The organism is Pseudomonas sp. DNDY-54 (assembly GCF_019880365.1).
In the GTDB taxonomy this organism is placed as follows: domain Bacteria; phylum Pseudomonadota; class Gammaproteobacteria; order Pseudomonadales; family Pseudomonadaceae; genus Stutzerimonas; species Stutzerimonas stutzeri_P.
Map to the genome: position 1 here is coordinate 3,698,170 of NZ_CP082271.1, position 24,991 is coordinate 3,723,160.

At 63.1% G+C, this 24,991-nt stretch carries 23 protein-coding genes; 18 read left to right on the forward strand and 5 right to left on the reverse strand.

Annotated elements, in window-relative coordinates; translation table 11 throughout:
- Positions 1-82 precede the first annotated feature (82 nt).
- Positions 83-955 (reverse strand): DMT family transporter, encoded by an 873-nt coding sequence (locus K4O48_RS17225; RefSeq protein ID WP_222909573.1) that lies wholly within the window; start codon positions 953-955, stop codon positions 83-85.
- Positions 956-1,262: 307 nt separating this feature from the next.
- Between K4O48_RS17225 and K4O48_RS17230 the strand changes: the two genes are divergently transcribed.
- The 7 genes from K4O48_RS17230 (at position 1,263) to K4O48_RS17260 (ending at position 7,189) form a co-directional block, all read left to right on the forward strand.
- Positions 1,263-1,745 carry a GNAT family N-acetyltransferase gene (locus K4O48_RS17230; protein ID WP_222912140.1) on the forward strand — a complete coding sequence of 161 codons (483 nt, stop codon included), beginning with the start codon at positions 1,263-1,265 and terminating at the stop codon, positions 1,743-1,745.
- A gap of 166 nt (positions 1,746-1,911) precedes the next feature.
- Positions 1,912-2,412, forward strand: a complete 501-nt coding sequence (ureE, locus tag K4O48_RS17235; RefSeq protein ID WP_222909574.1) for an urease accessory protein UreE — start codon at positions 1,912-1,914, stop codon at positions 2,410-2,412.
- On the forward strand, positions 2,409-3,086 hold the full coding sequence (locus K4O48_RS17240; protein ID WP_222909575.1) for an urease accessory protein UreF: 678 nt from the start codon (positions 2,409-2,411) through the stop codon (positions 3,084-3,086). The genes ureE and K4O48_RS17240 overlap by 4 nt, the downstream gene beginning before the upstream one ends.
- Before the next feature lie 318 nt (positions 3,087-3,404).
- Positions 3,405-4,019, forward strand: coding sequence for an urease accessory protein UreG (gene ureG / locus K4O48_RS17245; protein WP_222909576.1), 615 nt, complete (start codon positions 3,405-3,407; stop codon positions 4,017-4,019).
- Positions 4,020-4,048: 29 nt separating this feature from the next.
- Complete coding sequence (locus K4O48_RS17250) at positions 4,049-4,621, forward strand: HupE/UreJ family protein (protein ID WP_222909577.1); 573 nt, start codon at positions 4,049-4,051, stop codon at positions 4,619-4,621.
- Between the two features lie 127 nt (positions 4,622-4,748).
- Positions 4,749-5,120: a glucose dehydrogenase gene (locus tag K4O48_RS17255; RefSeq protein ID WP_222909578.1), complete on the forward strand. Its 372-nt coding sequence runs from the start codon at positions 4,749-4,751 to the stop codon at positions 5,118-5,120.
- Positions 5,117-7,189, forward strand: coding sequence for a pyrroloquinoline quinone-dependent dehydrogenase (locus K4O48_RS17260; RefSeq protein ID WP_222909579.1), 2,073 nt, complete (start codon positions 5,117-5,119; stop codon positions 7,187-7,189). Before K4O48_RS17255 ends, K4O48_RS17260 begins: the two co-directional genes overlap by 4 nt.
- Before the next feature lie 23 nt (positions 7,190-7,212).
- On the opposite strand, the gene amn is transcribed toward K4O48_RS17260, so the two are convergent.
- Both amn and K4O48_RS17270 read right to left on the reverse strand, forming a co-directional pair.
- On the reverse strand, positions 7,213-8,685 hold the full coding sequence (amn, locus tag K4O48_RS17265) for an AMP nucleosidase (RefSeq protein ID WP_222909580.1): 1,473 nt from the start codon (positions 8,683-8,685) through the stop codon (positions 7,213-7,215).
- Positions 8,686-8,767: 82 nt separating this feature from the next.
- Complete coding sequence (locus tag K4O48_RS17270) at positions 8,768-10,099, reverse strand: PLP-dependent aminotransferase family protein (RefSeq protein ID WP_222909581.1); 1,332 nt, start codon at positions 10,097-10,099, stop codon at positions 8,768-8,770.
- A 79-nt stretch (positions 10,100-10,178) separates the two neighbouring features.
- Between K4O48_RS17270 and K4O48_RS17275 the strand changes: the two genes are divergently transcribed.
- Positions 10,179-11,168, forward strand: coding sequence for a threonine dehydratase (locus K4O48_RS17275; protein ID WP_222909582.1), 990 nt, complete (start codon positions 10,179-10,181; stop codon positions 11,166-11,168).
- Here the strand turns inward: K4O48_RS17275 and K4O48_RS17280 are convergent.
- A complete protein-coding gene (locus tag K4O48_RS17280) occupies positions 11,165-12,814 on the reverse strand; it encodes an acyl-CoA dehydrogenase family protein (RefSeq protein WP_222909583.1) in 1,650 nt (549 codons plus the stop codon). The two genes, K4O48_RS17275 and K4O48_RS17280, sit on opposite strands and share 4 nt — an antisense overlap.
- A 236-nt stretch (positions 12,815-13,050) precedes the next feature.
- Positions 13,051-14,994 carry a hybrid sensor histidine kinase/response regulator gene (locus K4O48_RS17285; protein ID WP_260523654.1) on the reverse strand — a complete coding sequence of 648 codons (1,944 nt, stop codon included), beginning with the start codon at positions 14,992-14,994 and terminating at the stop codon, positions 13,051-13,053.
- A gap of 272 nt (positions 14,995-15,266) precedes the next feature.
- On the opposite strand from K4O48_RS17285, the gene K4O48_RS17290 reads away from it, so the two are divergent.
- From K4O48_RS17290 to lnt, 10 genes are all read left to right on the forward strand, one after another.
- Positions 15,267-16,061 (forward strand): hydroxymethylpyrimidine/phosphomethylpyrimidine kinase, encoded by a 795-nt coding sequence (locus K4O48_RS17290; RefSeq protein ID WP_222909585.1) that lies wholly within the window; start codon positions 15,267-15,269, stop codon positions 16,059-16,061.
- Between the two features lie 14 nt (positions 16,062-16,075).
- Positions 16,076-16,714 carry a thiamine phosphate synthase gene (gene thiE, locus K4O48_RS17295; protein ID WP_222909586.1) on the forward strand — a complete coding sequence of 213 codons (639 nt, stop codon included), beginning with the start codon at positions 16,076-16,078 and terminating at the stop codon, positions 16,712-16,714.
- Positions 16,715-16,777: 63 nt separating this feature from the next.
- Complete coding sequence (gene hemL, locus K4O48_RS17300) at positions 16,778-18,067, forward strand: glutamate-1-semialdehyde 2,1-aminomutase (RefSeq protein WP_222909587.1); 1,290 nt, start codon at positions 16,778-16,780, stop codon at positions 18,065-18,067.
- Positions 18,067-18,696: a hypothetical protein gene (locus tag K4O48_RS17305; protein WP_222909588.1), complete on the forward strand. Its 630-nt coding sequence runs from the start codon at positions 18,067-18,069 to the stop codon at positions 18,694-18,696. Before hemL ends, K4O48_RS17305 begins: the two co-directional genes overlap by 1 nt.
- A gap of 120 nt (positions 18,697-18,816) precedes the next feature.
- Positions 18,817-19,359, forward strand: coding sequence for a tetratricopeptide repeat protein (locus tag K4O48_RS17310; protein ID WP_222909589.1), 543 nt, complete (start codon positions 18,817-18,819; stop codon positions 19,357-19,359).
- A 196-nt stretch (positions 19,360-19,555) separates the two neighbouring features.
- Positions 19,556-20,896 carry a tRNA (N6-isopentenyl adenosine(37)-C2)-methylthiotransferase MiaB gene (gene miaB, locus K4O48_RS17315; protein ID WP_222909590.1) on the forward strand — a complete coding sequence of 447 codons (1,341 nt, stop codon included), beginning with the start codon at positions 19,556-19,558 and terminating at the stop codon, positions 20,894-20,896.
- A 144-nt stretch (positions 20,897-21,040) separates the two neighbouring features.
- Complete coding sequence (locus tag K4O48_RS17320; RefSeq protein ID WP_222909591.1) at positions 21,041-22,036, forward strand: PhoH family protein; 996 nt, start codon at positions 21,041-21,043, stop codon at positions 22,034-22,036.
- Positions 22,033-22,485 carry an rRNA maturation RNase YbeY gene (ybeY, locus tag K4O48_RS17325; protein WP_222909592.1) on the forward strand — a complete coding sequence of 151 codons (453 nt, stop codon included), beginning with the start codon at positions 22,033-22,035 and terminating at the stop codon, positions 22,483-22,485. Before K4O48_RS17320 ends, ybeY begins: the two co-directional genes overlap by 4 nt.
- A gap of 37 nt (positions 22,486-22,522) precedes the next feature.
- Positions 22,523-23,371, forward strand: coding sequence for an HlyC/CorC family transporter (locus K4O48_RS17330; protein ID WP_222909593.1), 849 nt, complete (start codon positions 22,523-22,525; stop codon positions 23,369-23,371).
- 97 nt (positions 23,372-23,468) lie between these two features.
- Positions 23,469-24,980 (forward strand): apolipoprotein N-acyltransferase, encoded by a 1,512-nt coding sequence (gene lnt, locus K4O48_RS17335; RefSeq protein WP_222909594.1) that lies wholly within the window; start codon positions 23,469-23,471, stop codon positions 24,978-24,980.
- The last annotated feature ends 11 nt before the right edge of the window (positions 24,981-24,991 follow it).

A 24,991-nucleotide genomic window follows, 5' to 3' on the forward strand; every position in this document is an offset into this window, starting at 1 on the left:
TGAATCGCACGCAAGGATCGAATCGCCCTTGTCTGGTCTAGTGTTGGAAGTCGCCGAGATGTGCTTGCGGCACAGCCGTGTTTTAGAGTGCCGGGCGCGGTTGTCGGCCCTGTACGTATGCCATGACCAATCCACTGGCAATGATGATCGCCATGCCGACGATCGCGCCCGCGTCCGGCGTGTGGCCGAAGGCAACCAGCCCGACCACCCCGGCGAAGATGATCTGCGAATAGGTGAAGGGGGCGAGCGCGGCGGCACTGGCGAAGCGGAAGGCATTGGTCAGCAGCAGGTGACCGCTCATGGCCATGGCACCAAGGCCCGCCATCATCAGCGCGTCGTGAAAAGTCGGGGTCTGCCAGTTGAAGATCACCAGCACGCTCATCACCACACTGCCGACCAGGCTGGTGATGAAATTGCTGGTCACCGGATGGTCCGTAGCGCTGAGACGACGCGTGATCAACTGATACACGGTAAAACTCACCGCCGCACCGAAGGGAAGCAAGATCGCCGGGGTAAACAAGGCACCACCCGGGCGCACGATGATCATCACCCCGACCAACCCAAAGCCAACCGCCAGCCATTGGCTACGGCTGACTCGCTCACCGAGCAGCGCGGAGGCGATGGTCACCAGCAGCGGCGTAAGGAAGATCACCGCGGTCGCCTCGGCCAGCGGGATGTAGCTCAGACCACTGATGAACAGCATGCTGACGCAGACCAGGCTCAGGCCCCGGCAGACCTGCAGCTTCGGTCGCAGGGTGTGGAACACGCGACGGCCCATGCGCGGCGTGAACAGGCCGAGCATGAGAAATGTCTGGGCCATGTAGCGCGCCCAGATGACCAGAAACACCGGGTACAGCTGCGTCAGGTATTTCGAAAGACCATCGTGGGTCGCCAGCGTCAGGCATGAAATCAGAATGAGCACGACGCCAAGCAATGGGTTGTGTGAGTTGTTCAAGGAGAATGACCGCAAAGATAGGTAGCTACCTAAGCAATTATGCCCGCAAAAAACCTCGCCGTCAGTCATCAGATGCACGGCGCCGACCAGTCGTACCGTCTAGCGCGACACGGCACGGCGTAGCGTGACCCGCGGGCGGGTGGCACTGCGGCCTTTTGGTAGACATGCGCCAAGCCTTTCGGAGCCAGACCCTCCGTCGGCGCGCTGACTCTCAGCCCGCCGTTCGCGTATCATCGTCGCCCCTTAAGCGAGACGCTTCAGTCGTCCCGAGTCCGTTCGAGTTGTTCAAATGTTCGAGTTAAGAGCGATGCAGGTGCGTGATATACCTGCCGTGATGTCGATTCAGGAAGAATCCTATGCGGTCGAAGTGCTTGAAGATGAGGCCGTGATTCGTGCCCGTCTCGCCGCTTGCCCGCAGCTGGCCTGGGTGGCCGAAGACGACCAGGGCGTCTGCGGCTACCTCTTCGCCTACCACTCGCGGGTCGGCAATGTGACCCCGCTGGATGGTGACTTCGAGCATCACGCCAAAGCCGACTGCCTGTATCTGCACGACCTGGCCGTGTCCCGCCGAGCCAGTGGCCGCGGCATCGGACCGGCACTGGTGAAGCGCAACCTCGAGCAGGCCCGTACCCAGAAGCTGCGTTACTCGGCGCTGGTTTCCGTGCAGGAATCCGAAGCCTTCTGGTCTCGCCTCGGCTATGCCGCCCACACGGAGCTGGAACCGCCGCAGGTCGATAATCTCGCCAGTTACCAGATCCCCGCCGTGTACATGGTGCGCCCGCTGCATTGATTGCACGCATGTGGTGCCTCGAACAACCGGGCGCACCACAACGGAACACACCAGAGCCCCATTATCAGGCATGAGACGCCTCAAGCCGGCGTGGCGGGCGCAATGTGACGTGTTGGCAAGGGCCTTGCTCTGCTTGGCCTATCGCACAATCGGAACTGCCCACGCCATGCTGGTCATTCATCACCGTACCTCTGCGCAGGCCAACGCCGACGCCGAGCTGGAACTGACCTTTGAAGCGCGCAGCAAATCGCGTCTGCGCTGCTTTTCCACCACAGGGGAAGACGTCGGTCTGTTCCTCGAGCGCGGCCATCCGCCGCTGCATGACGGCGAGTGCCTGCGTGCCGAAGATGGCCGCCTCGTCGTTGTCCGCGCCCGCGCGGAAAAACTCCTCCACGTCACGTGTGCCAGCGCCTTCGAGCTGACGCGCGCCGCTTACCACCTGGGCAACCGCCACGTCGCGCTCCAGGTCGGTGACGGCTGGCTGCGGCTACTCGACGATTACGTGCTCAAGGACATGCTGCTGCAGTTGGGGGCGACCGTCGAACACGTCGAGGCCCCCTTCCAGCCCGAGCACGGCGCCTACGGCGGCGGCCATCACCATTCCCACGCAGGCGAAGCCGAATTCAGCTACGCACCGCGTCTGCACCAGTTCGGCGTGCGCACGTGAATCCGGCGGCGTTCGCCTTGCTGCGACTCGCCAGCCCGCAGCTACCCATCGGCGGCTACAGCTATTCCCAAGGCCTGGAGATGGCGGTTGAACGGGGGCAGGTAAGCGACGAAGCCACGGCCCGCTGCTGGCTGGGCGATCAGCTTGTGCTCAATCTAGCGCGCTTCGAAGCGCCGCTGCTCTTCGCTCACTGCCGCGCAGCCAGCAGTCACGATTGGCCTGAACTGGAACGGCTTGCGGACTGCCATCGTGCGAGTCGAGAGACCCGAGAGCTGAGGCTGGAGAGCCGGCAGATGGGCTATTCGCTCAAGCAGCTGTTGGACAATCTGCCGGAACTCGATGAGGCAGCCCGGGGGCTGTACCAGCGCATTGAAGAGCCCGGCCTTGCCCTTGGCTGGGCGTTGGCCGCGCGTGCGTGGGGTATCGATCCGGAAGATGCGCTTACCGCTTGGCTTTGGGGTTGGCTGGAGAACCAGCTGGCCGTACTGATGAAGACGCTGCCGCTCGGGCAGCAGGCTGCGCAACGTTTGACCTCCCAATTGCTGCCGACCCTGCAGCAGGCCCAGCGCGACGCAACCGTTATTGAGCCAGAGCGCTGCGGGAGCGCGGCCTTTGGCTTGGCGTTGGCCAGCATGGCGCATGAACGGCAATACAGTCGGTTGTTTCGGTCATGAGGGGGCTAACTCCGGCTCCGCCGTTCGCATCAGGAGGAACGCGCACTGCTCGCGAACCCGCTGGCTACATGCTACCCGCTGTATCCACCGAGCCCATGCAAAGGGACCTCGGGCGCGGAGCTGTTGGCTTTTTGCCTGAGTGTCGGAACGCCGCGTGCGACAACACCGACACGCGCACTCTGAGTTCACAACTTCGCACGTTTTCACAGGCGCATGCCTCATCCCTAGGAATCCGGTCACCCCTGCTCCACGGGCACGGGTCATCCCCTTTCGCATCAACCCCGAGGCAGCCACGCTGCCTTTTTGAGGAGAACACCCATGAACACCCAACCCCTGCGCGTCGGGATCGGCGGTCCGGTCGGTTCCGGCAAGACCGCCCTGACCCTCGCCCTGTGCCTGGCGCTGCGTGATCGCTACAACCTCGCCGTGGTGACCAACGACATCTATACCCAGGAAGACGCCCAGTTCCTGGTACGCAACGAGGCCCTGGCGCCGGAGCGAATCATCGGCGTCGAGACCGGTGGCTGCCCGCACACGGCGATCCGCGAGGATGCCTCGATCAACCTCGAAGCCGTCGAGCAGCTCAATCGTCGCTTCCCGGGGCTGGATCTGATCATCGTCGAATCCGGCGGCGACAACCTTTCCGCGACGTTCAGCCCGGAGCTGTCGGACCTGACCCTCTACGTGATCGACGTATCGGCCGGCGACAAGCTGCCCCGCAAGGGCGGACCGGGCATCTGCAAGTCCGATCTGCTGGTGATCAACAAGGTCGACCTGGCGCCCATGGTCGGCGCCTCGTTGGAAGTCATGGATCGCGACACCCGCAAGATGCGCGGCGACAAACCCTTCGTGTTCAGCAATCAGAAGGTTGGCCAGGGCCTCGACGAGATCATCGCCTTCATCGAAAAACAGGGAATGCTCAGCGCTGCCTGATCGCCCATCCGCCCATAGAGGAATCCGAAATGAACCCGCGCAAACCGCTGCTTACCGCCGCCCTGTTGCTGAGCCCTGCCTTGGCCTTCGCCCATCCCGGCCATGATCACGCTGGCCTGATGTCCGGCATCGCTCACCCTATCTTCGGCCTTGACCATCTGCTGGCGATGCTGGCCGTCGGCCTCTGGGCGGCGCAGCAGCAGGGCAGCGCGCGCTGGTTGTTGCCGCTGACCTTCGTCGCCACCATGCTCGTCGGCGGGCTGCTCGGCTTCGCCGGCATTGAAATGCCGCTGATGGAAACCGGCATCGCCGGCTCGGTACTGGCGCTTGGGCTGCTAGTAGCGTTGGCGGTGAGTCCACCGCTGGCCGTTGCGGCTGGATTGACCGCGCTGTTTGCCCTCAGCCATGGCGTGGCCCATGGTCTGGAACTGCCAGCGCTGTCCAGCCCTTGGGGTTATGCCGCTGGCTTCGTCGCTGCCACCGCCGCGCTGCATGGCATCGGTTACGCCATCGCTCGCAACCTGCCGCAACTCGCCATGCCCCTGGTACGCATTGCAGGCGGTGCGTCTGCGTTGGCTGGTGCCTGGTTGCTCATGGCCTGAATCCGACACAAACCGAAACATTCACGGAACCTGAGCGCATCCTGAGACCCAAAAGTTGAGTCACGCCGCCGATTGCGATTGCATTCGGTGGCGCCTCACTCACCAATCTTCAGGGAGCAAGCGCCACGTGTCCGGATCCCCTCACGCCCGCGGCTTCGCCTATTGGGCACTGAAAGTCTTCTCCATCATCGTCGCCCTGTTCGGGCTCGCCCTTGCCGCTGGCGGCGTCTGGCTCATCACCCTTGGCGGTTCCTGGTACTACCTCATTGCCGGAGCCGGCATGCTGATCTCTGGCGTGCTGCTGTTCATGCAGCGCATCAGTGGCGTCTTGCTCTACTGGCTGGTGTTTATCGGCACTCTGATATGGGCGATCTGGGAGGTCGGCCTCGACCCCTGGGCGCTGATGCCACGCGTGGTGGCGCTGGCCGTAATCGCCCTGCTCACGCTGGCGTTCATTCCGGTGCTGCGGCGCCACACTCGCAGGGAGGCGCACCCATGACCTATCTGATTCGACTCGTTGGCCTGCTGAGCCTGGCCTGGCTGCCCCTCGGCCATGCCCAGACGACCGCGGCGGACCCTTCACTCGAGCCCGCCACCACTGTATCGCCGGGAATGGCGGGTGCCGAACCCGAACCGGCCGACTGGACTACCTACGGACGCAACAATGCAGCCACGCGCTACTCGCCGCTGGAGTTGATCAACCGCGACAACGTCGTCGATCTCAAGCCGGTCTGGGGCTATCGCACTGGCAACCTGCCCGAGCAGTCAGTGGTCGACAAGAAGTGGGCACCGGAAACCACGCCGCTCAAGGTCGGTGACAACCTCTACCTGTGCGATGCGCTGAATGTGTTGATATCGCTGGATGCCAGCAGCGGACGTGAGCGCTGGCGCTACGACCCGGAGGTTTCGACCGACCATATTCCCTATTCAGCCACCTGCCGTGGCGTGAGCTACTACGAGGTGCCGGATGCGCCCGATGACGCGGCCTGCAAGCGCCGTATCATCGAGGGCACACTCGACGCCGAGCTGGTCGCGGTGGATGCCGACACCGGGATGCCCTGCTCCGACTTCGGCGATGCCGGGCATGTCGATCTGATGGAAGGCATGGGCGACTCCGTACCCGGCTACATCGCAGTGACATCACCACCAACCATCGTTCGCGGAGTCGCCGTGGTCGGGCATCAGGTGCTCGACGGGCAAAAGGAAGACGCGCCGTCCGGCGTCATCCGCGGCTACGACGCAGCCACCGGTGAGCTGGCCTGGGCCTGGGACATGGGCCGCCCTGGCGAGACCGGGTTACCCGAAGGGGATGATGTCTACACCCGGGGCACCCCCAACGCCTGGACGATCTTCTCCGGCGACGAGAACCTCGGCCTGGTCTACGTGCCGATGGGCAACTCGTCGGTTGATTACTGGAGCGGCAATCGTCGTGAGTTCGAGAAACCCTACTCGACCGCGCTGGTAGCTCTGGACGTTACCGACGGATCAGTGCGCTGGGTGTTTCAGACCGTGCATAACGATGTCTGGGACTATGACCTCGGGTCTCAGGGCAGCCTGATCGACTTTCCGGTCGGCGAGGGGCGCACAGCTCCAGCGGTGGTGCTGCCCACCAAGACGGGGGACATCTATGTCCTCGACCGCCGCACCGGCGAGCCACTGACGCCTGTCGAGGAACGCCCGGTGCCGGCCAGCCCGCTGCCTGATGAAACGCTGTCGCCGACGCAACCGTTCTCGGCAGGCATGCCGTCGATGCCGCGCGAGCCGCTGACCGAGAGCGATGCCTGGGGTGTCACACCGCTGGACCAGCTCTGGTGCCGGATCCAGTTCAAGCGCGCCAATTATGAGGGCATGTACACACCGCCGAGCGTGGACAGACGTTTCCTGCAATGGCCAGGCTATAACGGCGGTAACGACTGGGGCAGCGCCGCGGTTAACACCGACCGCAACATCCTGGTGCTGAACTACAACCACATCGCCATGCATGACCAACTCATCCCGCGCGACAAGGCCGACGAGCGCGGCATGGTCCCGCTCGGCCTACCGGGCGGCAGCACCTCGTCCGGCGGCTCGGTACCCCAGGCGGGGGCGCCCTATGCCGTGTCCATCCAGGCCTGGCGCAACAGCCTGACAGGCGTGCCCTGCTCACGTCCGCCGTTTGGCGGCATCATGGCCATCGACCTCAATACCCGCGAGGTGCTGTGGAACGAACCGCTGGGCACCGCGCGCCGCAACGGGCCGTTCGGCATCTCGTCGCATCTACCGGTAACGGTCGGCACGCCGAACAACGGTGGACCGGTGATCACCGCGGGCGGCCTGATCTTCATCGCTGCGGCGACTGACAACCTCATCCGCGCGATCGACATCGATACCGGCGAAGTGCTGTGGGAGGACGTGCTGCCCGCCGGAGGCCAGGCAACACCGATGACTTACGAGGTCGACGGGCGTCAGTACCTGGTGATCGTCGCGGGCGGCCATCACTTCATGGAGACGCCGCCGGGCGACTATGTAATCGCCTACAGCCTGCCCGGCAAAGGCGACCCCAAACTGCCGGACTTCCTGAAAGACTGAGCGTCTCGGCAAGCCGCCATCCGTTACCGGAACGGCGGCTCGTCGAAGCTGCGCAGCTTGCGCGAGTGCAAGGAGTTCAGCTGCGTGCGCAAGAGGTCGAGCGCAGCGATGCCGATCTTCAAGTGCTGGGTCACGGCGCGCTCGTAAAAGGCGTTGGCCGAGCCCGGCAGCTTGATCTCACTGTGCAGCGGCTTGTCCGAGACGCAGAGTAGCGTCCCGTAGGGCACCCGCAGGCGATAGCCTTGGGCGGCGATGGTGCCGCTTTCCATGTCCACCGCGACGGCACGTGACAGGTTGATCAGCGGCCGCTCCTGGGCCCAACGCAGTTCCCAGTTGCGGTCGTCGTAGGTCAGCACGGTGCCGGTGCGCAGCCGCTTCTTCAACGCCTCGCCCTTGTCACCAGTGATTTGCGCTGCGGCTTCCTGCAGCGCCTGCTGCACTTCCGCCAGCGCCGGCAGCGGGATGTGCGGCGGCAGCACGCGATCGAGAATGCCGTCGCGGCGCATGTAGGCGTGAGCAAGCACGTAGTCACCGATGGACTGCGACTGACGCAGCCCGCCGCAGTGGCCGATCATCAGCCAGCAGTGCGGACGCAATACCGCTAGGTGATCGGTGATGTTCTTGGCGTTCGAAGGGCCGACCCCGATATTGACCAGGGTGACGCCATCGCCATCCTCAGCTTGCAGGTGGTAGGCCGGCATCTGGTAGCGGTGCCAGAGCACCCCGCCGATGATCGCCTGGGCTTCGCCCTCCTCCATGCCGCGCTCGATGATGATGTTGCCCGGCAGCACCATGCGTACGAAGCGGGTGTCGTCGCGCAGCATGTCGAGGCCGTGGCGGATGAACTGATCGACGTAGCGGTGATAGTTGGTCAGCAGAATCCACGGCTGCACGTGCCGCCAATCGCTGCCCGTGTAATGCACCAGCCGGCGCAGGGAAAAGTCCACCCGCGCACCGTCGAAGAGCGCCAGGGGGTAAGGATCGGCATGCTCCCAGTCATACAGGCCGTCGGCGATGTCGTCGGTGGCCGCGGACAGATCGGTACTCGGGAACACGCGCGCCAGCTCGGCTGCGGTCACGCCCGTGCCGGCCAGCTCGTCGCCCTGCTCGATCACATAGGGGTAGGGAATGTTGCGGTCACTGATGCCCACCTCGACCTTTACCGCGAAGTCGTTGATCAACGGCCGCAGCTGATCCAGGAGGTAACTCCGGAAGGCTGCCGGATGGGTGACGGTGACGCTGTACACGCCCGGAGCCTGGACCTTGGCATAGGCGCGGGTGGAGGCCGGCACTTCGCCATGGCAGGCGTAGGTCAGCCGTAGTTCAGGATAGTGAAAGAGTGCCCGCTCGGCGGCGTCAGGCTCTTCGCGCGTCGTAACGTAGCGCTTGAGCGCCTGGTTCAATGCGCGCGTGGCCTGCTGATGCAGCTCGGCAAGGTGGTCCACGGCTGCTTCAGCGTTGGTGGCAATGCGAAAGGTCTCGCCTGCTGGATTCATGGTGGGTTTCCTTGTCTGTTCGTTCACAACATCTTGCCTATGGTTCGATGACAGCGGTAGCGCCGGTTTGGTGCATTAAGGATTAAACGCCGCATCGCCTAGCGACCGCCTCCAACCGCGCCTTCAGCACCGCCAGACTCGGCGCCGCGGTGAGGCTCAGGCGCAACGCGTGGGGCGCGGCATGGCCCACAGCGAAGACGTCAGCGGTTGCCGCTTCGATTCCAGAATCGCGGCACAGGGCCTCGAGATCCAGACCATCGGGCAGCGCCAGCCACCGATGCGGCGACGCGGTAGTCCGTGTCGAGCCAAGCAGTTTCTGCGCCAGCCGCCAGCGGCGCGTTACCTGTTCACGCTGCCAACGCAACCGACGCGCCGCCGTACCGTCTTCCAGCCACTCGCAGCCAATGCGCAGGCACAGCGGCGAAAGCGCCCAACTGGTCGCCTGAGCCTCGGGGTCAATACGCGACAACCAGACTTTTGCCCCGGCGATGAAGCCCAGCCGCAAGCCCGGCGCGACCGTCTTCGACAAGCTGCTGATCAATAACGTGCGCTCAGGCAGGGCCGACGCCAGCGACGGCTCTTCCCCCAGCGCACCGTAGACATCGTCTTCGATGATCAACAGCCCATGCCGACGCGCCACGACGGCAATTTCTTCGCGCCGGCGGGCGTTCATGCTGACCGCGGTGGGGTTCTGCAGGCACGGCGTGAGCACGGTCACACGCGCCGATGTGGCGCGGGCCAGCCGATCCAGATCGTCAGGAAGAATGCCGTGCTCGTCCATGGCCACGCCATGCAACGGCAAGCGAAGTTGACGCCCGGCCGCTTTGATTCCCGGCGAGGTCAACGCTTCAACCAACACCGGCTCGCCCGGCTCGCACAACCCCAGCAGTGCGGCAAACACGCCTTGCTGCGCCCCGGCACAAAGCAATACCTGCTCGGGTGGCAGCTCTAGTCCCCGACCGTACAGCCAGCCACTCACCGCCAGCTGACCACGCTCCAGCATGCGTGCCGAAGGATAGCCTTGCAGGCCGGCCAACTCACCCGACGCACACAGCGCGGCCATGCTTCGCTGCAGATCGTCATCATCCGGGTCGAGTACCGGCAGATTGGTCGACAGATCGACCCGCTCCGGATGCGCGTCAGGCAGCTTCAGCCGGAACAGACTCGCCTCGCGGCTGCTGGCCAACACATAGGTACCGCGTCCTACCTCGCCGCCGACCAGATGTCGGCGCGCGGCTTCGCGATAGGCCTGCATCGCCGTACTCGGGTTGAGGCCCAGTGCCCAGGCCAGCCGACGCTGCGGAGGCAACCGATCACCTGGCATGAGCTCACCGCGCGAAATGGCCGAGGCGATGGCATCGACCAGCGCCAGGTAACGCGGCCGACTATTGGGTTCGAGTTGGGGTAACCACATTGTCTGCCATGCAATATATAGATTTACCCATACAATGCGCGCGCCTAGGATCAAGGTCAAACTCGTCTAGGAGCGTCCGATGTTCGATCTCGATGCATTGCGCCAGGCCGCCGAGCTTATCCACCAGAGCGTACCGCCCACACCGCAACACCAATGGCCATTGCTGGCTCAACGGCTGGGCTGCGACGTCTGGGTGAAGCATGAAAATCACACGCCGGCCGGCGCATTCAAGGTGCGCGGCGGCGTGCTGTATGTAAGCGAACTGCTCAAGCGCGAACCCCAACTGCACGGGCTGATCACCGCAACGCGAGGCAATCACGGGATCAGCCTGGCGATGGCGGCACGCAGGGCCGGCTTGCGCCTGCAGATCCTGGTTCCCGAGGGGAATTCGCTTGAGAAAAACGCGGCCATGCGCGCCTGCGGAGCCGAGGTGATCGAGTATGGTCGCGACTTCGATACCGCGCGCCAGCGAGCCGCCGAATTGGCCGAAACGAACGGCTGGCACTTCGTGCCTTCGTTGCATCCGGATCTGATTCGGGGCGTCGCGACCTATGCGCTGGAGCTGCTGGAAGCCGTGCCCGATCTGCGTCGAGTCTACGTGCCCATCGGCATGGGGTCTGGCATCTGCGGGGTGATACGAACCCGCGATCTACTCGGTCTGGATACCGAAATCATCGGCGTGGTGTCCAGCGCTGCCGATGCCTACGCGCAGAGCGTTGAACAGGGCCGTATTGTCTGCACCGAGACGGCCAATACATTCGCCGATGGCATGGCCTGCCGCATCCCAGCACCCGAGGCACTTGAAATCATCCGCCAAGGCGCAGCGCGCATCGTCCGGGTCGACGATGCCGAGATCCGTCAGGCCATCGTTGCGCTGCATGAAGACACCCACAACCTCGCCGAAGGTGCGGGCGCCGCCGCGCTGGCAGCCGCCATGCAGGAGAAAGACCGCAATCATGGCGAACGCATCGCCGTGATACTCAGCGGCGCGAATATCGACCGGCAAGTGCTGGCACGCATCCTGGCCGAACGCGCTGGCAGCACGGCCGAGCCGAATGATGAGCGCTAGTCGAGGAAAGGCGCGCTGCGCGCCAACAGTGCGCTGATGTCCAGACCACGCGGCAGTGTGCCGAACACCCGACCGCAACCATCCAGGCGACTGGCGATGAAGGCGTCGGATATGGCCTCGTTGCCGGCCTCGAGCAGCAGCTTGGCCTGTAGCGCGACGGCGACGTCTTCGGTGAGTTGGCGGGCGCGGTATTGGATGTCCCCGGTATCAGCGAATGCGGTCTGCAACCGGCCGATGTGCGTGCGAAGGCGTGAATCGCCATGACCGTCACCGAGCTCAGTGAACAGCACTTCGATCACCCCGGGCTCTTTTGACAAGGCGCGCAGCACATCCAGGCACTGCACGTTTCCCGAGCCTTCCCAGATGGAGTTCACCGGCGCCTCGCGGTAGAGCCGCGGCATCAGGGTCTCCTCGACGTAGCCGGCACCGCCCAGGCATTCGCTGGCCTCGGCGATCATTTCCGGTGCACGTTTACAGATCCAGTATTTGCCAACAGCGGTCACCAAGCGGGCGAATTTTTCTTCCTGCTCGTTGAACGGGTTGTCCTGCGCCCGCCCCATGCGCATGGTCAGCGCCAGCGCGGCTTCGCTTTCCAGCGCCAGGTCGGCCAGCACATTCTGCATCAGTGGCTGCTCGGCCAGAACGCGTCCGCCCACCTGGCGATGCGCGCAGTGATGCATGGCCTGGGTCAGCGCCTGGCGCATCAGCGAACTGGAGCCGATCATGCAATCGAAGCGCGTCGAGGAGACCATCTCGATAATGGTCGGCACGCCGCGCCCTTCTTCGCCAATCATCCAGGCCAGCGCGCCGCGATACTCGACCTCGCTGGAGGCATTCGACCAGTTGCCTAGCTTGTTCTTCAGGCGCTGAATATAGAACTGGTTGCGGCTGCCGTCCGGACGGTGACGCGGCAGCAAAAAACAGGACAGCCCCTTATCCGTCTGCGCCAGGGTCAGAAAGGCATCGCACATGGGTGCCGAGCAGAACCACTTGTGCCCGACCAGCTCGTACAGCTGGCCCGGCCCGTTTGCGCCGACAGCATGGGCGCGCGTGGTATTGGCACGCACGTCGGTACCGCCCTGCTTCTCGGTCATCGCCATGCCAATGGTGACGCCGCTCTTTTGCTCCATGGGCAGGTTTCGCGGGTCGTATTCAAGGCTGAGGATTTTCGGTAGCCAAAAATCGCTGACGCCAGGCTGCTGGCGTAAGGCCGGGACGCTGGCGTAGGTCATGGTCAGGGGGCAGCTCGTGCCGGATTCGGCCTGATTGTGCAGGTACATCAGCGCCGCACGAGCAACCTGCGCGCCGGCTCGCGGGTCTGCCCAAGGCAACGACGGTATGCCATGGGCGATCGCGGTGCGCATCAGCTCGTGATAGGCCGGGTGAAACTCCACCACGTCGAGACGATGGCCGTAGCGGTCATGGCTCTTGAACACCGGCTTGTTCTCATTGGCGAGAAAACCCGCCGCCATGAGTGGCCCACCGGCTAGGGCGCCATAGACGTCCAGCCGTGATTCGGCCCAACCACCTTTGTAACGACGCACCCACTCCTGAAGCGGCAGGTCGAGGCGATACAGGTTCGCGCCGTCCAGCGGCGGAACCTGGTTGAGCACCTCATGGGTTTCGGCGTACTGATGCAGACTCATGACTAAACTCCTTGCAGGCGAAAGCACTCGTCGGTCCGTTCAATGCAGTTGCGGTGACCAACAGGGCAGCACTCCCTCGGGCCGACGCAGATCGCCTCACACGACGACCCGTCAGATGAAGTCAAGCACGCCTGTATAGGATGAAAAGTGAGGTTTCGGCCAAAACCCGCACACCGTCTGCGCAGTGGGCGGCCTAGGTTCCCGTACCACCCTGCGCCAGCGTATGCAGGTGGTGGTCAGAACAACTGGAGCGGCACTCGGACCTTAAAGCGGCTGCCTTGGCCCGGCTCGGACTGATAGGAAATAGCTCCACCCTGCAGCTCGATGAGCTGCCGGCACAGCGAAAGCCCAATCCCCAGACCGCCATATTGCCGGGTCATGCTGCCGTCAAGCTGACGGAAATAGTGGAACAGGGTGTCATCTGTAGGCGTGTCGAAACCGACGCCGGTGTCGATGACCTCAACCTCCAGCATGAACGTGCTGCCCGCCTCTTGATGACCGGATACTGTCAGCGACACGCGCCCTTTCGGCGTGAATTTGATGGCATTGTCGAGCAGATAACCGAGGCTTTGCTTCAGCTTGGCGGCATCACCGAGGAGCCTATCGGGAAGCCTATCCGCAACCCCGACATCAAAACCCACTCCGCGCCCTGCCGCGCGATCGCTATAAAGCTGGTGCAGCTCATTGACCATCGCGCGCAGCCCGAACGGCTCGTTGCGAATCTGAAGTTTGCCAGCCTGCAGTTCGGTCAAGGCGAGGATGTCGTTGACCAGGCTCATCATTTCCCGAGCCGAACCCGTGGCGATCCGATGGTATTGCTCCAGCTCACCCCCCAACTCGAGGGTCCGCATCAGGTCGAGGCTCCCGATCACGCCGTGCATTGGGGTGCGTAATTCGTGGGTGACGTTCGCAAGGAACTGATCCTTCAGCCGATTGCTTTCGGCCAGCTCGCGGTTCAAGGCTTCGAGCTTGCGGCCGGTCTCCTCGAGCACCTGAGCGCGCTCCTCCTTCATCATGTTGATCCGATCGGCCAGCGCCAGAGATAGCAAGGCCACCTCAAGCGCGGAGCCGATCTGACCGGCATACATGGTGAAGAACATATGCGGCAGGTAACCCAGCACCATCAGCGTGTTGATCTGCCCACCGATCAGAAACGCTGACCAGGCGATCAGAAAATAGCGCGCCACGCGCATACCGCGATGCCAGGCCACGACGCCTGCGACAAAGATCACCAGGATGAACCAGAGCGCCAGGAAGGTCGCCATGCGCAACGCCAGCGCGTAACTCGAGGTGAGCGACACCAGCATCGTCAGCCCACCCAGCACCATCAGCACCATAAGGGCGCGATCGATCCACGGACTGTGTTCGCGGGTATGCAGGAAACTGCGGGCAAACTGACAGCCGAACAGCCCGGCGGCGCCGATCAGAAAGGGCGTTGAGGCGTTGGCCCACCAGGGCGAGTCCGGCCAGAGATACTGCACACCGAGCCCGTTGACCGAGACCTGATACAAACCGAACGAGGCGATATAGAGGATGTAGTAGAGGTAACTTCGGTCCCGGACGCTGAGGTAGATGAACAGGTTGTAGAACAGCATCACCAACAGCACGCCATAAATGATGGCGAGCACATAGATGTGTCCTGATTGCTCTTCGAGATAGGCCACGGGCTCCCAGAGCGTCAGCGGTACCTGAATCGAGCCCTCACTTTCGAGCCGCAGGTAAACGCGCTGGGGCTGGTTCGGTGTCAGCTTGAGCTCGAACAGGTGATTGCGCTGCCTGATCTGGCGCTCAACGAATGGCAGTGCATCGCCGCTCTGCTGCGCCAATCGGAAGCGACCCTCCCCGTCGGGCAGATAAAGATCAAGGTGATCGAGGGGCGGATAGGCCAGTTCCAGCCACCAGCGTCCGTGATCGGCAGAAGCCTCGGCGCGGTACGTCAGGTCGATGCGAAGCCAGAACGCAGAACGCGAATAACCGGCGTTGAGCACTTCATCCTGGCTCGTTGAGAATCGACCGGCCGCATCGAGGGCGACGACGTCTTCAATCGTCGCGTCGCGGCTGGGGTCCTCCAGCACAGCCATGACCTGGCCTAGCGGAAGACGCTGGGTGTGGTTGTCGAACTCGACGGCACCGCCGATCGCTGGCAGCAGGCACAACAGGAACACGAGGAAATGGCGCATGGAAGAATCCATCGAGCCGCGTCAAGAGAACCCCCGCTCCCCTGAACACACGCAGCCGAATCAAAGTGCTGGCACTTTAGCATGGCCATCGACGCTCGGGACGCGACGCTCGCGACATGCTGCCTGACGGGCGACGACCCAACAACCCAACAACCCACCTGTATGCCCGGCGCGAGCCGCCCCGAGGGATTGGTGATAAGCTCGCACGCCATGTCAATCGGCTGCGCCCAGCCCGGCCGACCCACCACACCATGACCCTGGGGAACCCATCGATGTCCGGCCCTTGCTTACGCCCTGTCGTTCTCTGCCTATCAGGCCACGACCCGAGTGGTGGCGCCGGCCTGCAAGCGGACATCGAAGCATTGATCGCTCAGGGTTGCCACGCCGCACCGGCCGTCACTGCACTGACGGTTCAAGACACCGTCGATGTGAGCGATTTCCGCGTCCTTGATCGCGAATGGGTGTTGGCCCAAGCGCACGCCGTCATCACCGATCTGCCGGTTGCAGCCATCAAGCTGGGCATGCTCGGCTCGGTGGAGATGGTCGAGACAGTGCTGGAAATCATGCAGAAACTGCCGGGCGTGCCGCTCGTCTGTGACCCGGTGCTGCGCGCAGGTGGGGGCGGCGCGCTGGGTAAGGACGAAGTCGGCTATGCCATGCGCGAGCGCCTCTTTCCCGTGTCCACCATCGCCACGCCAAACCTGCCCGAGGCGAGAATCCTCGCCGAACTGCCCGAAGGCAGCGCGGACCAGTGCGCGGAAAAGCTACTGCCCTATATTCAGCACCTTCTGATCACGGGCGGGCATGGCGACGAAACCGAAGTGCACAACCGCCTCTACTCGCGCGACGGTAGCCGACACGATTTCAGCTGCCAACGCCTGCCGGGCAGTTATCACGGCTCCGGCTGTACGCTGGCCAGCGCACTAGCCGGACGCCTGGCATTGGGCGAAGGCCTCGCCAGCGCCGTGAAAAGCGCCCTCGATTACACATGGCGGACCCTTCGTGACGCCGAAGCGCCTGGCCGCGGGCAGTACATTCCTCGTCGCCTGCCGCTGGATCTGGCCTGATAGGAGCGCTGCATATGAGAGCTGCCACCCTGCGCGGGCTCTACGCCATCACCGACAGTAAATTGCTGAGCGACGGACGCTTATTGTCTTACGCCGAAGCGGCGCTGAAGGGCGGCGCGCGGTTGCTGCAATACCGCGACAAGTCCAGCGATGACAGGCGTCGCCTGCGCGAGGCGGAGGCACTGCGCGAGCTGTGTGCCCGGCATGGTGCCCAACTGATCATCAATGATGACGCCGAGCTTGCCGCGCGGCTGGGCGTAGGTCTGCACCTGGGCCAGGATGATGGCTCACTTGCCGTCGCGCGTGCGTTGCTGGGCCGCCAGGCAATCATCGGGGCGACCTGCCATGCGCGCCTGGACCTGGCTGAACAGGCCGTTCGCGAAGGCGCCAGCTACATTGCCTTCGGCCGATTCTTCGACTCACACACCAAGCCCGGCGCGCCGGCGGCCACGCCAGAGATGCTCGAGCAGGCACGTCAACGCTTCTCGCTGCCCATCACCGTAATCGGTGGCGTCACCCTGGATAACGCACCGGATTTGATCGCTCGCGGCGCCAGCCTTATTGCCGTGGTGCATGCATTGTTCGCCGCCGACTCGAGCAGCGAAGTCGAGCGTCGCGCCCGCGCGTTCAGCGAGCTGTTCGCGCACAACTGACAGGCGTCATAGCAAGACTCGCCGAGCCCGCCCAACCTGTTTCTTTTTTATGAGAGGCCCCGTATGTCCCGTTCCGAAACCCTCTTCGCCAGCGCTCAAAACCGCATCCCCGGCGGCGTCAACTCGCCCGTTCGCGCCTTCCGTAGCGTCGGCGGCACGCCGCTGTTCTTCAAACACGCCGAAGGCGCCTACGTCACTGACGAGGACGATAAGCGCTACGTGGACTACGTCGGCTCCTGGGGCCCGATGATTCTCGGCCACGGTCATCCGGACGTACTCGACGCGGTTCGCAACCAGCTACAGCACGGCCTGTCCTACGGCGCGCCGACCGCAATGGAGACGGAAATGGCTGAACTGGTCTGCAGCCTGGTCCCGTCCATGGAAATGATGCGCATGGTCAGCTCGGGCACCGAAGCGACCATGAGCGCCATTCGCTTGGCCCGCGGCTATACCGGTCGCGACAGCATCATCAAGTTCGAGGGCTGCTATCACGGTCACTCCGACAGCCTTTTGGTCAAGGCTGGTTCTGGTGCCCTGACTCAGGGTGTTCCCAGCTCTGCAGGCGTACCGGCGGCGTTCGCTAAGCACACGCTGACTCTGCCCTTCAACGACCTGAGCGCCGTCGAGCAGATGCTCGCCGACGTCGGCGGCGACGTGGCATGCATCATCGTCGAGCCGGTCGCGGGCAACATGAACTGCGTACCGCCCGCCCCCGGCTACCTGCAAGGGCTGCGTGAGCAGTGCGACAAGCATGGCGTTGTGCTGATCTTCGATGAGGTGATGACCGGTTTTCGCGTCGCCCTCGGCGGCGCTCAGGCTCATTACGGCGTCACCCCGGACCTGACCACCTTCGGCAAGATCATCGGCGGCGGCATGCCGGTCGGCTGCTTCGGCGGAAAGCGCGCAATCATGGAGCACATTGCACCGCTGGGCCCGGTCTACCAGGCCGGCACACTGTCCGGTAATCCCTTGGCAATGGCTGCCGGCCTGACCACCTTGAAACTGATCAAGCGCCCGGGGTTCCACGAAGAACTCACCGGTTACACCACCCGTATGCTGCAAGGTTTGAAGGACCGCGCAGCGGCAGCGTCCATCCCGTTTGTCACCACGCAGGTCGGCGGCATGTTTGGTCTGTATTTCAGCGAGGCGAACGATATCGTCACCTTCGATGACGTGATGGCCAGCGACGCCGAGCGCTTCAAGCGTTTCTTCCACCTGATGCTTGAGGGTGGCGTTTATCTCGCGCCCAGCGCATTCGAGGCCGGCTTTACCTCCATTGCCCACGGAGACACCGAACTGCAGCTGACCCTCGACGCAGCCGAGCGCGCCTTCGCCCAGCTGAAATCCGCCTGATGTACGAGCTGTTGCAAGCCACACTGCTGACCGTGACTGGATTGGGCAGTGCGATCTGGATCGGTACGGCGCGGCGCGGCTACGGCGAGCCGGACCAGCCGGCTCTATTCTGCGCCCTGCTCGCTTTCAGCCTCGCGGCCGGCAGCGGTGCCTGTGCTGTGGCAAGGCTGGCGTTCGACCTCGACACGCTGGAGGCGGAGCGTTGGCTTCTACAAGCAACCCTGCTGCTAGGCCTACCGCTGGTCGGCGTAGTGGCGCTGACGCTGAGCCGCCAATGGATCTGGAGTCGCCCGACCTGGGGGCGAATCGTGATAGGGCTCTGCGCCTTTTTCGAACTCGCCCGGCAGCTCGGTTGGAGCGCGCCCTACGCGCTCGCACTTGGGCTGCTCAGCGCACTGCTGGTCGCTTACGCAGGCGTACTGCAGTGGCCCGCTCGCCTTCAGGCCGGTGCAGGCCTGGCCGGAGGCGCGCTGATGCTGGTGCTACCGCCATGGACCGGGCTGTCTATCGGGCCCAACCCGCTCAGCGGTTTTCAGCAGCTGTGGCTCGCGCTGGCCTGCCCGGTCATTGCCTGGTTACTACTCAATCTGCCCGGCAATCTTCGTGAGGAACGCAGCGAGCCCGCATAAAAGCCGGGCCCGCGCCATCAAAGCCTTTGTAAGCAGGCAGCGGCTTATCCATAATGTGAACGTCGGCTCGTTTCTGCCGGACTTCCAGCCACCGCCCTGCTCTTCGAGGCGCTTAGATCCATGACTTGCACCGGCCGCAGCCTCGCCCTTGGCTGCCTGCTGCTTCTCTCGCCCCTGCTGGCCACCGCAGGCGGCAATTCGCTGCTGATTCCGGCAACCTCCCGCTGTGCGCTGAATACCGTTCCCGAAGCGATGCGTGAGGCCTTGCGTGCCTGCGAGCAAGCCGCCAGCGAAGGCGACCTGCAAGCTGCCTATGAACTCGGCGAGCATTATTACGACGGCCGCCGCACACCACGAGACCTAACCAAAGCGCTGCATTGGTTTGAACAGGCATCGCTGCAGGGGCATGCCTTGGCTCAGCATCGGCTCGGCGTGATGTTCTTTCGTGGCGAAGGCGTACCGGCCAACAACGTTCAGGCCTATGTAGTGCTGAAAATGTCGGCTGTCAACGGCGAGGAAGACGCCCTGGACACAGCTGACCGCGTCTCGGCGCAAATGCACCGCGACGAACTGGAAATCGCCACTCAGGTGCTTGGGCAGATTTTTCGTGACTACCTGATGGACCTGCAGACCGCCGAGGGCAACGAGCCGTACCGCCGTTGACGCCGCCAGCGAGCCTTAAAGAAGGTGCGCGATTCGGCAGGCACGCGATCACGTCTCGACAACCTGCAACCGACCTTCCATCGCCCGGCACGCCCTGCTATGCCGGCTCGGCTACCAGTCCATTCACAGTGCTTTTATCGTCCGCATCCCGGCCGTATAATCGCCGGTCATTTTTTGCACAACGCCGGCCCGTAACATGACCCGCAAGCTCTACATCGAAACCCACGGCTGCCAGATGAACGAGTACGACAGCTCGCGCATGGTCGATCTGCTGGGCGAACAGCAACCCCTCGAGATCACCGCCAACCCGGCGGAAGCCGACGTGATCCTGCTCAACACCTGCTCGATCCGTGAGAAGGCACAAGAGAAGGTGTTCTCTCAGCTGGGTCGCTGGCGTGAACTGAAGCTCGACAACCCGCAGCTGGTCATCGGTGTAGGCGGTTGTGTGGCTAGCCAGGAAGGCGCAGCGATTCGCGACCGCGCGCCGTATGTAGACGTGGTATTCGGACCGCAGACGCTGCACCGTCTGCCGGAGATGATCGACGCCGCACGCACAACGAAACAACCGCAGGTAGATATCTCCTTCCCGGAGATCGAGAAGTTCGACCGCCTGCCCGAACCCCGCGTCGATGGGCCGACCGCTTATGTGTCCGTGATGGAAGGGTGCAGCAAATACTGCACCTTCTGCGTCGTGCCCTATACACGCGGTGAGGAAGTCAGTCGACCATTCGACGACGTGCTTGCCGAGGTGATTCATCTGGCCGAAAACGGCGTTCGGGAAGTCACACTGCTCGGCCAGAACGTCAACGGCTACCGCGGCGCCACCCATGACGGGCGTACTGCCGACTTGGCAGAACTGATTCGCGTGGTCGCAGCCGTCGATGGAATCGACCGAATCCGCTACACCACCAGCCATCCGTTGGAATTCTCCGATGCGTTGATCCAGGCCCATGCCGAAGTCCCAGAGCTCGTGAAATACCTGCACTTGCCGGTGCAGTCGGGCTCCGACCGCGTGCTCGCGGGCATGAAGCGCAACCATACTGCGTTGGAATACAAGTCTCGGATTCGCAAGCTGAAGGCAGCGGTACCGGATATTTTGATCAGCTCGGATTTCATCGTCGGTTTCCCTGGCGAAACCGAAAAGGACTTCGAGCAGACCATGAAGCTGATCGAGGACGTGGGCTTCGACTTCTCCTATTCGTTCGTCTATAGCTCGAGGCCCGGCACTCCGGCCGCCGATCTGGTCGACGAAACGCCGGATGAGGTCAAAAAGCAGCGCCTGGCGATTCTCCAGCAGCGCATCAGCCAGCAGGGCTTCGAAAACAGCCGACGGATGGTCGGTACGCAGCAGCGCATACTCGTCACGGACTACTCTAAGAAAGACCCAGGCATGCTCCAGGGGCGCACCGAGCACAACCGGATCGTCAATTTCCGCTGCGACAATCCCCGGTTGATCGGTCAGTTCGTCGACGTCCACATTGACGACGCCCTGCCGCATTCGCTGCGCGGCACGCTGATCGAGCGGATCGCAAGCTGAGCACAGCCGAGTCGCGGCTGATGACCTACTGAAAGTCAGCCGCGTGTTCTACACAACTTGCCAGGGCCGGCGCGCCGCTGCTTTTTTCGTCTTGCGGCGCTATTCTCCTCACACCCTTATGCAGAGCAGGTCAATCAAAAGCCCTTGAACGCCCCTATAGAACCTCATCGTTTTACCCTGGAACCCTTTGAAGCCGACCGCTTTGCCAATCTGTGCGGCCAGTTCGACGAGCATTTGCGCCTGATCGAACAGCGGCTCGAGCTTGAGATTCGCAACCGTGGTAACCAATTCGAACTGATCGGCCCGGCCGAGGTGACAAAGGCTGCCGAACATCTGTTGCGCCGCCTGTACCGTGAGACCAAGAGCATCGAGCTTTCCCCGGACACGGTTCACCTGTTCCTGCAGGAATCGGCGATGGAAGAGCTGAACAACGCGTCTACCACGCCGAACATTTCGCTGCGCACGCGCAAGGGCAATATCCGGCCGCGCGGCGCCAATCAGCAGCGCTACGTTCAGTCGATCCTGGACAACGACATCAACTTCGGCATCGGCCCGGCCGGCACCGGCAAGACCTACCTGGCCGTGGCCTGCGCAGTCGATGCGCTGGAGCGAGAGCAGATTCGCCGTATTTTGCTGGTACGCCCCGCGGTCGAAGCCGGTGAGAAGCTTGGCTTCCTGCCCGGCGACCTGGCACAGAAGATCGACCCTTATCTACGCCCCCTGTACGACGCGCTGTACGAAATGCTGGGCTTCGAGCAGGTCGCCAGGCTGATCGAGAAGCAGGTGATCGAGATCGCACCGCTGGCCTACATGCGCGGACGCACCCTGAACAACAGCTTTATCATTCTCGACGAGAGCCAGAACACCACGCTGGAACAGATGAAGATGTTCCTCACCCGCATTGGCTTTGGCTCCACCGCGGTCATCACCGGCGATATCACCCAGGTCGACCTGCCCCGCGGCACCAAGAGCGGCCTGGCGCATGTGATCGAGGTGCTCAAGGATGTAAACGGCATCAGCTTCACGCACTTCAAGCCCAAGGACGTGGTGCGTCATCCGCTGGTACAGCGCATCGTCGAAGCCTATGAGGCCTTCGAAGAGAAACAACCTCAGGCTGGCAATCGAGGCGAAGCCAGGTGATCGAACTCGATGTGCAATGCGCCAGCAATGGCGCGGTGCCTGACCAAGCGGATCTACGACGCTGGTGCGAACTGGGGCTGCGCCAGCGCACCGGGGATTCCGAGCTGACCATCCGCCTGGTCGACGAACCTGAGGGGCGCGAGTTGAATCGCACCTGGCGGCAAAAAGATTACGCCACCAACGTGCTGTCGTTTCCTGCGGACGTTCCTGATGACCTGCTGGACATCCCGCTACTCGGTGACCTGGTGATCTGCGTGCCGGTAGTCGAGCGCGAGGCGGCCGAGCAAGGCAAGGCGCCGCAGGCACACTGGGCGCACTTAGTCATCCACGGCTGCCTGCACCTGCTCGGCTACGATCACATCGATGACGACGAAGCCGAAGAAATGGAAAGCCTCGAGCGTCAACTGCTGGCTGAGCTGGGTCACGCCGACCCCTATGCCACCGAATAGCCCGAACGGGCAACTGCAAGGACCATTGAGTCAAAACATGAGCGAAGACCGATCGAGCAACGGGCAGAAGTCCTGGTTTGGGAAAATCACCCAGGCTTTTGCCCACGAGCCGAAAACCCGAGAGGAGCTGCTGGAAGTCCTGCGCGGCGCCCATCAGAACAAGCTGCTGGACAACGAAGCCCTGGCAATCGTCGAGGGCGCCATTCAAGTGGCAGACCTGCAGGTGCGGGACATCATGGTGCCGCGCTCGCAAGTAATGAGCATCAGGGCGGACCAGTCTCCGAAGGAGTTCCTGCCCTCAATTATCTCTGCGGCGCACTCGCGCTATCCGGTCGTCGGCGACAGCCTCGACGAGGTGATCGGCGTATTGCTCGCCAAGGACCTGCTGCCGTTGATCTTGCAGGACGAACACCATCCGTTCGACATCAAGGACCTGCTGCGTCCGGCCACCTTCGTCCCCGAGTCCAAGCGGCTCAACGTGCTGCTTCGCGAGTTCCGCGCCAACCACAGCCACATGGCCATCGTCATAGATGAGTACGGCGGAGTGGCTGGCCTGGTAACCATCGAAGACGTGCTTGAGCAGATCGTCGGCGACATCGAAGACGAGCATGACATCGAGGAAGACAGCTATATCCGGCCGCTGCCCAGCGGCGACTTCCTGGTCAAGGCGCTGACACCGATCGACAGCTTCAACGAATTCTTCAATTGCGAGTTTCCCGATGAGGAGTTCGATACCGTGGCAGGGTTGGTCATGAGCACTTTTGGCCACCTCCCCAAACGCAACGAGGTGACCGAGATCGACGGCTTCCGTTTCCGCGTCCTTAACGCTGACAGCCGCCGCGTGCACATGCTGCGCCTGACTCGCACCGAGACCGAAAGCCGCTAGGCGCCCTGCCCGCGCGCCGAAACCTTCGGTAGACTCGCCCGTTTCGTATCCCCCACCGCCGGTCACCGTACCGGCGGCGGTTCTGCAAGGAATCCCCATGCGCTGGATCACCCGCCCCGGCTGGCCGGGCAACCTGCTGGCGCTTGTCGCTGGCGCCCTGACTACCCTATCGCTTGCGCCATTCGACATCTGGCCGCTGGCCCTGCTGTCGATCGGCCTGATTTACCTTGGCCTGCGCGAGCTGCCTGCCAAGCAGGCGGCCGGTCGTGGCTGGTGCTACGGCTTCGGCCTGTTCGCTTCCGGCGTCAGCTGGGTCTACGTCAGCATTCATGACTTTGGCGCCGCACCGCCCCTCCTCGCGGGCGCGTTGACGCTGGGTTTCGTTGCCGGTCTGGCGCTGTTCTTCGCCCTGCTGGGATGGCTCTGGTCTCGCTGGTTTCGGCAGATTTCCTCACCTCTGATCAACGCCCTGGTCTTTACCGCGCTGTGGCTCGCACTGGATGCACTACGCGGCTGGGTGCTGACCGGCTTCCCCTGGCTCTACGCGGGCTACAGCCAGCTTGAAGGCCCGCTGGCCGGCCTGGCGCCGCTCGGCGGAGTCTGGTTACTCACCTTCGTGATCGTGCTGACTGCAGCCTTATCAGTCGAGCTGCCTCGCCTGCTCGCGCACAAGCGCGCGCTGATCGGTTCGTTTGCCCTCTTGGCAGCCTTATGGGTCGGCGCGCTGGGTATCGGTCAGCACGGCTGGACTACCCCCAAGGGCGAGCCAATCACAGTCGCAGCGATGCAGGGCAACGTCGCCCAAAGCATCAAGTGGGACCCGAAGAAGCTGGAGATGCAGTTGCTGCTGTACCGCGACATGACGTTCCGCAGCCGCCCGGTCGATCTGATGGTCTGGCCGGAAACCGCGGTGCCCATCCTGAAGGAGCACGCCGAAGGCTACCTGACGATGATGAGCCGCTTTGCCAACGAACGGCAGTCCGCACTGATCACTGGCGTGCCCGTACGCCAGCCAAACGCGGAGGGTGAACTGCGTTACTACAACGGCCTGACCACCGCTGGCGACGCGCAGGGTACTTATCTCAAACAGAAACTGGTGCCCTTCGGTGAGTACGTTCCCTTGCAGGATGTGCTGCGTGGTCTGATCGCTTTCTTTGATCTACCCATGTCGGATTTTGCCCGAGGCGCGCCGGACCAGGTGTTGCTCCAGGCGAAGGGTTATCAGATTGCGCCGTTTATCTGCTACGAGGTGGTCTACCCAGAGTTTGCAGCCAGCCTCTCGGCGCAGAGCGATATGTTGCTCACCGTCAGTAACGACGCCTGGTTCGGCCATTCCATTGGGCCTTTGCAGCACCTGCAGATGGCGCAAATGCGAGCGCTCGAAGCCGGACGCTGGATGGTTCGCGCGACCAACAACGGGGTAACCGTGCTGATCGATCCGCAGGGCCGTATCGTCGAGCAGATTCCAGCCTTCGAGGAGGCGGTGCTCTACGGCGAGGTCACCCCAATGCAAGGGCTAACGCCGTACCTGCAATGGCGCTCGTGGCCGCTGATCGTACTCTGCGTGCTCCTGCTCGGCTGGGGCCTGATTCGCCGCCGGTCGGCCTGACCCGCCCGATC

What these genes read in the sequence shown, in the direction of transcription:
- K4O48_RS17275 (WP_222909582.1), top strand. Translation starts at nt 10,179, where the DNA reads ATGTTCGATCTCGATGCATTGCGCCAGGCCGCCGAGCTTATCCACCAG.
- K4O48_RS17285 (WP_260523654.1), bottom strand. Translation starts at nt 14,994, where the DNA reads ATGCGCCATTTCCTCGTGTTCCTGTTGTGCCTGCTGCCAGCGATCGGC.
- K4O48_RS17260 (WP_222909579.1), top strand. Translation starts at nt 5,117, where the DNA reads ATGACCTATCTGATTCGACTCGTTGGCCTGCTGAGCCTGGCCTGGCTG.
- K4O48_RS17290 (WP_222909585.1), top strand. Translation starts at nt 15,267, where the DNA reads ATGTCCGGCCCTTGCTTACGCCCTGTCGTTCTCTGCCTATCAGGCCAC.
- K4O48_RS17330 (WP_222909593.1), top strand. Translation starts at nt 22,523, where the DNA reads ATGAGCGAAGACCGATCGAGCAACGGGCAGAAGTCCTGGTTTGGGAAA.
- K4O48_RS17280 (WP_222909583.1), bottom strand. Translation starts at nt 12,814, where the DNA reads ATGAGTCTGCATCAGTACGCCGAAACCCATGAGGTGCTCAACCAGGTT.
- K4O48_RS17230 (WP_222912140.1), top strand. Translation starts at nt 1,263, where the DNA reads ATGCAGGTGCGTGATATACCTGCCGTGATGTCGATTCAGGAAGAATCC.
- K4O48_RS17270 (WP_222909581.1), bottom strand. Translation starts at nt 10,099, where the DNA reads ATGTGGTTACCCCAACTCGAACCCAATAGTCGGCCGCGTTACCTGGCG.
- ureE (WP_222909574.1), top strand. Translation starts at nt 1,912, where the DNA reads ATGCTGGTCATTCATCACCGTACCTCTGCGCAGGCCAACGCCGACGCC.
- K4O48_RS17305 (WP_222909588.1), top strand. Translation starts at nt 18,067, where the DNA reads ATGTACGAGCTGTTGCAAGCCACACTGCTGACCGTGACTGGATTGGGC.
- amn (WP_222909580.1), bottom strand. Translation starts at nt 8,685, where the DNA reads ATGAATCCAGCAGGCGAGACCTTTCGCATTGCCACCAACGCTGAAGCA.
- miaB (WP_222909590.1), top strand. Translation starts at nt 19,556, where the DNA reads ATGACCCGCAAGCTCTACATCGAAACCCACGGCTGCCAGATGAACGAG.
- K4O48_RS17310 (WP_222909589.1), top strand. Translation starts at nt 18,817, where the DNA reads ATGACTTGCACCGGCCGCAGCCTCGCCCTTGGCTGCCTGCTGCTTCTC.
- hemL (WP_222909587.1), top strand. Translation starts at nt 16,778, where the DNA reads ATGTCCCGTTCCGAAACCCTCTTCGCCAGCGCTCAAAACCGCATCCCC.
- K4O48_RS17250 (WP_222909577.1), top strand. Translation starts at nt 4,049, where the DNA reads ATGAACCCGCGCAAACCGCTGCTTACCGCCGCCCTGTTGCTGAGCCCT.
- lnt (WP_222909594.1), top strand. Translation starts at nt 23,469, where the DNA reads ATGCGCTGGATCACCCGCCCCGGCTGGCCGGGCAACCTGCTGGCGCTT.
- ureG (WP_222909576.1), top strand. Translation starts at nt 3,405, where the DNA reads ATGAACACCCAACCCCTGCGCGTCGGGATCGGCGGTCCGGTCGGTTCC.
- thiE (WP_222909586.1), top strand. Translation starts at nt 16,076, where the DNA reads ATGAGAGCTGCCACCCTGCGCGGGCTCTACGCCATCACCGACAGTAAA.